1 protein-coding gene and 2 pseudogenes are annotated in these 3001 nt (G+C 57.7%); 2 read left to right on the plus strand and 1 reads right to left on the minus strand.

What is annotated here, in order from left to right; all coding sequences use genetic code 11:
- Together JJ869_RS22995 and JJ869_RS23000 are read left to right on the plus strand one after the other, a co-directional pair.
- A pseudogene (locus JJ869_RS22995) lies at nucleotides 1–570 on the plus strand (ABC transporter substrate-binding protein); the annotation flags it as partial.
- Between the two features lie 163 nt (nucleotides 571–733).
- Entirely contained in the window at nucleotides 734–2497 is a 1764-nt protein-coding gene (locus tag JJ869_RS23000) for a sugar phosphorylase (protein WP_292271224.1), read from the plus strand.
- On the opposite strand, the pseudogene JJ869_RS23005 reads toward JJ869_RS23000, so the two are convergent.
- Nucleotides 2491–3001, minus strand: a pseudogene (locus JJ869_RS23005) (glycosyl transferase); the annotation flags it as partial. The gene JJ869_RS23000 and the pseudogene JJ869_RS23005 overlap by 7 nt on opposite strands.

Here is a 3001-nt window from a genome sequence, read left to right on the forward strand (position 1 = left end):
CTTGTGACCTTGCTGCGCGAATACCCCGAGCGGTTCGATGGCGCGGTCGGCACCTATGATGTGCGCGACAGTGGGCTTGGCTATCTTTTTGCGACGCAGGAGGCCCGGTCAACCGATGCCTATTGGCGCTTGTCCGAGGTACTGGGCCGACTAAACCCGCAGCTGTATTGCTGTTCCGGCCAGATGATCGACGATGTGGCCGAGGGTCGGCTTGCGCTCGCCTACAATGTGCTTGGGAGCTATGCCGCCGAACGCCTCGCACGGGATTCAGGTGGACAGGTGCAAATTCTTGGGATGCAGGACTTCACCAATGTCATCCTGCGGACCGCGATCATCCCGACCACGGCTCAGGAAACCGCTGGCGCTGGCGCGTTTATCGATATGCTGGCGCGTCTGGGGCAGCGCGAAGCGCCCGGCACATGGCCATTGCCACCGCTGGGGCAAACCGGTGCGGATAATCTGGTGGGGTTCGGACCCATCCGGCTGGGTCCTGCTTTGATGGTCTATCTCGACCCGCTGAACCGGCGGGCATTCTTGACGGAATGGGAAAACGCTTTGGAACAACGCTAGGGCGCAAATCCACGAAAAACCGATGGCTGGCTGAGGCCTTGATCGACCGCTGCGTTCTCGTCGGAAAATCCGTATGCGATTAAGAATTCAGCATTCCGGTGTCTCCTTTGGGCGCGAACCCGTAAAAATTTGAAAAGCGGCGAAAGCCATGGTTCTTTGACTCATGGCACAAGACGCTTTGAACAGAGAGAAAACTCCCGCGCTGAGCCGTGCGCTTGCCACCAAAGTGACCGAGATCTACCCCGATTTCGACGCCGATATCCTTGCCACCAAGGTGATCGACGCGTTCTGGCCAGACGGGACCCACCGCCGAAAGCGCGGTCGAAAACCCGGTAACGCGCTATGGTCGCAACGGGATGCGCTGCTCATCACCTATGGCAATTCGGTGATCGACGGTGTGCACAAACCACTGGACCTGTTGAACGATTTCCTGCGCCGATACCTCAAGGGTGTGGTGGATGGGGTGCACATACTGCCCTTCTTTCCGTTCACCTCGGACGATGGTTTCGCAGTCACGGATTACATGGCGGTCAATCCGCAACTGGGAGATTGGCCCGACATCAATCGCATCGCCTCTGAATTCAAACTGATGTCCGATCTCGTGCTCAACCACGTGTCGAGCCAAGGTACGTGGTTCAACGCCTACAGGCAGGGGCAGCCGCCCTATGACCGGTTCTTTTTCGAGGCGGACCCGTCAGATGATCTGAGCATGGTTGTGCGACCGCGGACCACACCGCTCTTGCAGGAGGTCGAAACCAAAAGCGGACTGCGCCATGTCTGGTGCACGTTCAGCCATGACCAGATCGACCTTGATTTCCGCAACCCAGAGGTTTTGCTCGAATTCCTTAGGATCATTCGGACCCATATCGACAACGGAGTTCAGATCATCCGCCTCGATGCGGTGGCATTCTTATGGAAAGAGGCGGGGTCGCCGTCGATCCACCTGCCGCAGACCCACGCCATCGTGAAGCTGATCCGATTGCTGTGCGACTACGCCATCGAACCGATCGTCCTTTTGACCGAAACCAATGTGCCCAAGGCCGAAAACCTGAGCTATTTCGGCAAACGGGACGAAGCCCATGTGATCTACAACTTCCCGCTGCCACCGCTCATTCTGCATGCACTGCTATCGGGAAGCGCCAAGAACCTCGACAAGTGGCAACGGTCGATGCCGCCCGCGCCGTTGGGTTGCGCTTACCTCAATTTCACTGCCAGCCATGACGGTATCGGAATGCGCCCGGCGGAGGGGCTTTTGTCAGCCGAGGATCAGGCGGAGATGATCAAGGCAGTCAAAGCCGCAGGCGGTCTGGTGTCGATGCGCGCACTTCCTGATGGTGGCGAAGCGCCGTACGAGTTGAACACGACCTATTTCGCGGCGTTGGGTCAGACCTTTGACGGCCCGGATGATCACCACATTGAACGGTTTCTGTGTTCGCAGACCATCGTGATGTCGCTGGAAGGGATACCGGCCTTCTATATCCATTCGATGCTGGCCACTCCAAATGACACCGAAGCGGTGGAACGCCGCGGTATGAACCGTGCGATCAATCGGCATCGTTGGGATTACGAGACGCTGCGCACATATTTGGCTGATGAACGTTCGGTCCACGCGCAGGTGCTGAACGGATTGAAACGGCGCTTGAAGATACGTCAAAGGCAATCAGCGTTTCACCCGAACGCGACGCAGTTTACGGTCAACACCAGTGATCCGCGCGTTTTTGGCCTCTGGCGGCAGAGCCTTGACCGGCACCAATCCATTTTTGCGCTGCACAATGTCAGCAAGGACACGGTGACGCTTCCGGTTAGCACGTTGAACATCATTGCAGACGAAGACTGGCGCGATCTTCTGTCAGGCGATGTGATCCCTGATGAGGACATCGTTCTTGCACCCTATCAGTGCCGCTGGATCAGCAACGCGGGTCACTGATAATCCAACACGTCCGCCGCCGCCGCGGCCTGCATGTCGCGCAGAAACTCTGGATCAGCGGCATGCACCCGGTTCCATGTGGCAATGAACGGGGTCTCGTGCGGATTGTCGAGAAAGGTCTGCCCGGCACGCATGATGTTCTCGGCAAACAGTTCGATCGAGGCTTCTTCGGAATGCCGGTCCAAAGACAGGCCGTTCATCTGGGCATCGCTGTAATACGCATCCAGAAGATCAAGCGCGCTGCGGTAGTATGTGGCTTTCAACGTGCGAAACACGTTTGGCGTAAAGATTGTGCCGTCGGCTGCCAGCTTGCGGAAGATCGCCTTGCAGATGTCCGTTGACATGCGGTTCAGCCCGGTCGCCGCGTCTTCAGAGCTCAATGCCTGATGCTTGTGATCATAGGCATCTGCGATCTCGACCTGGCAAACCGCCTTGGGTGCCAGATTGCGCCACGCCTCGGACAAGACACCGATCTCAAGCCCCCAATCGGATGGGATGCGCAGA

The sequence above is a fragment of the Marivita sp. genome, from assembly GCF_017643905.1.
GTDB lineage: Bacteria > Pseudomonadota > Alphaproteobacteria > Rhodobacterales > Rhodobacteraceae > Marivita.

What these genes read in the sequence shown, in the direction of transcription:
- JJ869_RS23000 (WP_292271224.1), top strand. Translation starts at nt 734, where the DNA reads ATGGCACAAGACGCTTTGAACAGAGAGAAAACTCCCGCGCTGAGCCGT.